The following is a 4,946-nucleotide window of genomic DNA, read 5'->3' as shown; positions in this document are numbered from 1 at the left end:
ACGTCTGTTGGCAAACAGGACAGAGATAGCGTTGATGTCCGTTGGGCATCTTGCCGTGTTTATGGGCTTTAGAATGATCACACAAAGGGCATTGCATGGACGAGTTGCAGATGAGAGATCCCCTCTACTCTACCAATCCCACGTTTATTTGACGCACTACCCAGTGCAGCCTCAGCCGTAATTGATGGTAAAATCTATGTTGTTGGTGGTCGCAAGTTTTCCAAAAATGATGATGGCACTGCACGCCAAGTCAATATGCCAAATCTTGAGGTTTACGATCCCAAACTCAATCGTTGGCAGACGCGATCGCCTATGCCTCAAGCTAGAGGAGGTCTAGCGGCAACTTCCCACTTGGGCAAGCTTTACGTTTTTGGCGGCGAACAATGGGTTCCAGAGCAGAAAGTTTTTGCCGAAAGTTGGGTATACGACCCGAAAATTGACGAATGGGAAGCTTTGCCACCTTTGCCAACCCCACGACACGGATTAGGAGCCTCCGCCGTTGGAAATCGAATTTTTGTTTTTGGTGGCGGAACTAAAACTGGCGGAAATGCCGCTACAGCGATCAACGAAGTGTTGGTGTTGCCCACCGACGGAGCAATTCCTTAAGCTTTTACTATTTAAACACTACGCCAACTTGTTCGGGCTTTCAATCTACAATATCAGCTTGTTTTAACGCAGCCGCCAAATTTGTCATAAATTCAACAAAGATGCGAACTTTAGCTGAAAGATAGCGTTTTTGGGGATACAACACTGCGATCGGTAATCCAGCTTGAGTCGCGTAAGATTGAAGAATGGGTTGGAGGTTTCCACGCGCGATCGCATTGGCGGCAATAAATTTAGGCAATTGAACTACACCCGCTCCTTGAATCACTGCTTCTAAAATGACCTCTGAGTCATCAAATCGCAGATAACTGTTAACGGCAAGGTCAATTACTTTGCCATCTTGTTCAAACTTCCAAGTAGGTTCTTGTCGAGTTTGTGGATAGATAAAGTTGACAGTGCGATGCTGCAATAGTTCTGTGGGCGTTGTGGGCATACCATGTTGAGCCAGATACGACGGCGAGGCACAAGTGATGTAGCGTGCCGTTGCTAAGTAGTGCATGATTAAACTGCTATCGCTGCTGATTCCAATCCGCACCGTTGCATCAATCCCCTCCTCGATCAGATTGATCAAGCGATCATTAAAAGAAACATTCAGCTTTAGGTCAGGGTATTGAGCGGCAAATTGCAGCAAAGCCGGGGCGATATGTATTTTGCCAAACGTATTGCTCAGATCGATCCGCAATGTACCAATCGGTACAGATTGCGATTGTTTGACTTCAAGTTCAGCTTCTTCCAAATCGTTAATAATTTGCTGACAGCGTTGATAAAATCGGTTGCCATCTTCAGTCAGTGTCAAACTGCGAGTCGTTCGCCCAAGCAAGCGCACCCCCAATTGGTTTTCTAAACGCAATACGGCTCGACTCACGGCGGAAGGAGCCATGCCCAACTGTCTTGCCGCCTCGGAAAAGCTGCCACATTGAGTGGAGCGCATAAAAATCATCAAGCTTTTCAGCTTGTCCATCGAAGCCACCACATCTTTGAATTTTTTGCACAAGTGTTTTGAAGTTTAACTACTTTTTCTCTTTTCTTGTACAAGCTACTGTTTAGATAAGTTGAAATTGCAGATTAAGGAAACAAACATGACGCAGCAAACAAACGCAGAACGACTCGTCTTAGTCATCGGAGCAACGGGTAATCAAGGTGGTGCAGTGGCGCGTCATCTTTTGCAACGGGGAAAATGTAAGGTTCGCGCTCTAGTTCGAGATGAAAATAAGCCCGCATCTCTTGCCCTTCAACAAGCAGGTGCAGAACTGATAAAAGGCGATCTGGGCGATTGCGCTTCCTTGGATCGTGCTTTTGCGGGCGTTTATGGCGTTTTTTCAGTGCAGGACTTCAAAAACGGATTAGACACCGAAATTCGTCAGGGAAAAGCTGTTGCAGACGCAGCCAAAGGCGCAAACATTCAGCATTTCGTCTACAGTTCGGTGGGTAGCGCCCAACGCAACACTGGCATTCCGCATTTCGATAGCAAGTTTCAAGTTGAAGAATACATTCGAGCAATCGAGCTACCTTACACAATCATGCGTCCGGTTTTCTTCTTTTATAACTACAATATGATGCGCTCAATGGTGGAAAACGGAACGCTTTTTCAGCCCCTCAGTCCCGAAACAAAATTACAGCAACTATCCGAAGAAGATTATGGGGCAATGGTTGCCGAGGTATTTGAGCGCCCCGCAAATTTCATGCACCGTGAGATTGAAGTTGCCAGTGTAGAGATGACTATGCCGGAAATCGCTGCTGCATTTAGCCACGTTTTGGGACAACCCGTCAACTACCAACAAATTCCGTTTGAAGCTTTTGAACAGCAAGCCGGAGAGGAAGTAACCATCATGTATCGCTGGTTTGAGAACGTCGGCTATATTGCAGACTTTGCTCGGTTGAAACGCGATTTTTCTGCACTGACTGACTTTGAATCCTATCTGCGCTCCGGTGACTGGGCAAAATAAGCCAATATGGAGGCAAAAGTATAGAAAGTTTTTGCTGCCGCTTGAATACAAGGTTGATTATGCAAGCAGATTTGTTAACGAAGGAGATAACAATGAAAGTATTGATGGTTGGAGCAACAGGCAAGTATGCCAGCCTTGTAGTACCAGAGCTAAAGCAGCGTGGGGTTACGGTGCGATCGCTAGTACGCACTGAAAGTAAATCAGAAGCAGCGCGGCAGCAAGGAGCAGACGAGATTGCGATCGCAGATTTTCATGACCCAGCTAGTCTTCGTGCTGCTGCTAGTGGTGTAGACGGAGTATTTCATATCAATCCCGCCTTCGCACCCGATGAGGCGGAGCTAGGTGTAGCGATGGTAGAGGCAGCAGTATGTGCTAAAGTACGAAAATTTGTTTTTTCCAGTGTCATCCATCCGTCAATTTCCAAGTTGAGTAATCATGCGGCTAAACGTCCGGTTGAGGAAGCATTGTACGAATCAGGTATGGAATTTACCGTCTTGCAGCCCACTATGTTTATGCAGAATCTCAATGGTAGCTGGAGTGCCGTGTTGGAGCATGGTCGTTTCTCTCTACCTTACTCCAAACAAGTAAAAGCATCTTACGTGGATTACCGTGATGTAGCAGAAGTCGCCGCCCTAGCGCTGATTGGGGACAAGCTAAGTTATGGCACTTTCGAGTTGTGCGCCCCTGGCATGGTCAACCGTGTAGAGTTGGTGACGCTGATGAGCGAGGCGCTGGGGCGCACTATTGAGGCAGGTGAGGCAGCCTTTAAGGAGTGGGTGCAAGCAGCGCACATAAACGATCGAGCTATTAAAGAGGGTTTGGCGCGGATGTATGCCAACTATAATCGCTATGGTTTTCCTGGCGGTAACTCTTTAGTGCTGCAAGCTATTCTCGGTCGAGAGCCGCGATCACTAAAACAGTACATTTACGAGCTTACGAGCCGTTGAGAATCAATTATCCCAGAGATTACAGGTGGTAATATTTGGGATAATTGGCGTTTTAAAGTAGCAAGTAACCGTTGAGGACTTTTAATCGGGAGCATCTCAGTTTTGCAAATAGTTAGTTGTAGATAGCATTCCATTAAGATAAGCAGTGCGATGAAAGAGAACTTGCGACACATTGTGTTTGTGCCACTGAGCGCCAGAGATTTTCACACGCCTACCAATCTGTTTGACAGTAGACTCAATTGCACCAGAACCAATCGAGCTAATCTGTTCAGTTTGAAAATACCAGTAATCAGGAATACGAGAGTGATGCTTACGAAGATAGGCAATAAAATTTGCTACTTGAGGATGTGACCACTCGTCCAATTCGGCAATAGCTGCGGCAACATTTCCCCGCCACAAAAAGGCTTCTACCCTTTCCAAACAGTGGTTGGAGCCGCCAACTTTGTAAAGGTTTTCTACCAAATGATACCAATCCAAGATTTCGAGACGGCCCTCAGTAGTAGCAATGCCAGCAATGAGATTCCAGATCCCCTGATCGTCCATCGCCAATACAAGTGACAATTTCTGAAAGTTGTTGCTGATTTACCCAATTAAGCAAGGCTTGGTTATCTTGAAAATAGGCTGCAACTGCTTGTCCGTCAAGATTTACAGCTTTATAATCTCTCCACTCACACCCTTGACCTTTGGGGGTGCGGAGCCTAACTTTTCCTCCATCAACGGTCAACTCTTCTACTCCTTGATTGACCGAGACGGCTGGAAACTTATGTCGCTGTACAAGTCTTTGCTGCGTACTATGAGATATTCTCAGACCTGTAAGGCTTTCCAAATCTCTAGCGGTATTGGCATAGGATACATTTGCACTTAATAGCAAACAACACTTTTCCAGGTGTGGACTTAGTTGCGTGTTTGATTTCACCTCTAGCTTTTTCGCCTGGTTTTTCGTCAGTTTCAAGATCCCAATGCTGCTTTTTAATCGTCTTGTTCTGCCTTTGGTTGTCCCTGTAACTGCTTGGACAAAAAAACACCGATTTCTGGACTAACGTGCTTGAGTACCTTTTGGCGTACTGTCTGCTCAATTTCTTCTAGAGTATTCAAATTCTCCGGTGTCGTTTCCTCGTAGAGAATGGCAGCAATAGCTTGTAGATGGTTTTTTAGTGCCGTAGTATTCTTTGGAGTCATCTTCCCTGCGCGCGCGTCTATTTTCTCCATCATACATTTTTGCTTTAGGGTAGTTCCCTATTTCCTTAAATCTGATAAGTATTATTACTTATTACAAACCTGAGATGCTCGGTAGTGCGTCAAATAAACGTGGGATTGGTAGAGTAGAGGGGATCTCTCATCTGCAACTCGTCCATGCAATGCCCTTTGTGTGATCATTCTAAAGCCCATAAACACGGCAAGATGCCCAACGGACATCAACGCTATCTCTGTCCTGTTTGCCAACAGACGT

5 protein-coding genes and 2 pseudogenes are annotated in these 4,946 nt (G+C 45.9%); 4 read left to right on the top strand and 3 right to left on the bottom strand.

The features are described from left to right. On the bottom strand, positions 1-97 hold a 97-nt coding region (locus tag AC2VE5_RS24040; protein WP_486886923.1), incomplete at its 3' end, for an IS1/IS1595 family N-terminal zinc-binding domain-containing protein. Between the two features lie 65 nt (positions 98-162). Between AC2VE5_RS24040 and AC2VE5_RS24035 the strand changes: the two are divergent. Beyond that, positions 163-606, top strand: a pseudogene (locus tag AC2VE5_RS24035) (Kelch repeat-containing protein); the annotation flags it as partial. Between the two features lie 40 nt (positions 607-646). Here the strand turns inward: AC2VE5_RS24035 and AC2VE5_RS24030 are convergent. Beyond that, positions 647-1,564 carry a LysR family transcriptional regulator gene (locus AC2VE5_RS24030; protein WP_486890160.1) on the bottom strand — a complete coding sequence of 306 codons (918 nt, stop codon included), beginning with the start codon at positions 1,562-1,564 and terminating at the stop codon, positions 647-649. Between the two features lie 118 nt (positions 1,565-1,682). Here AC2VE5_RS24030 and AC2VE5_RS24025 point away from each other — a divergent pair, with 118 nt between their 5' ends. Then, complete coding sequence (locus AC2VE5_RS24025; protein WP_486890159.1) at positions 1,683-2,549, top strand: NmrA/HSCARG family protein; 867 nt, start codon at positions 1,683-1,685, stop codon at positions 2,547-2,549. A 92-nt stretch (positions 2,550-2,641) separates the two neighbouring features. Next, complete coding sequence (locus AC2VE5_RS24020; RefSeq protein ID WP_486890158.1) at positions 2,642-3,496, top strand: SDR family oxidoreductase; 855 nt, start codon at positions 2,642-2,644, stop codon at positions 3,494-3,496. A 96-nt stretch (positions 3,497-3,592) separates the two neighbouring features. Here AC2VE5_RS24020 and AC2VE5_RS24015 read toward each other — a convergent pair. Beyond that, positions 3,593-4,675, bottom strand: a pseudogene (locus AC2VE5_RS24015) (ISKra4 family transposase). Positions 4,676-4,849: 174 nt separating this feature from the next. Between AC2VE5_RS24015 and AC2VE5_RS24010 the strand changes: the two are divergent. Next, on the top strand, positions 4,850-4,946 hold a 97-nt coding region (locus AC2VE5_RS24010), incomplete at its 3' end, for an IS1/IS1595 family N-terminal zinc-binding domain-containing protein (RefSeq protein WP_486886923.1).

Source organism: Aliterella sp. E5.1 (assembly GCF_057473825.1).
The sequence above is the reverse complement of the archived record's forward strand: the minus strand, read 5'-3'. Positions and strand labels throughout refer to the sequence as shown.

Bases quoted from the DNA above. Each gene is read 5' to 3' on its own strand.
- AC2VE5_RS24030 (WP_486890160.1), bottom strand. From the start codon at position 1,564: ATGGACAAGCTGAAAAGCTTGATGATTTTTATGCGCTCCACTCAATGT.
- AC2VE5_RS24020 (WP_486890158.1), top strand. From the start codon at position 2,642: ATGAAAGTATTGATGGTTGGAGCAACAGGCAAGTATGCCAGCCTTGTA.
- AC2VE5_RS24025 (WP_486890159.1), top strand. From the start codon at position 1,683: ATGACGCAGCAAACAAACGCAGAACGACTCGTCTTAGTCATCGGAGCA.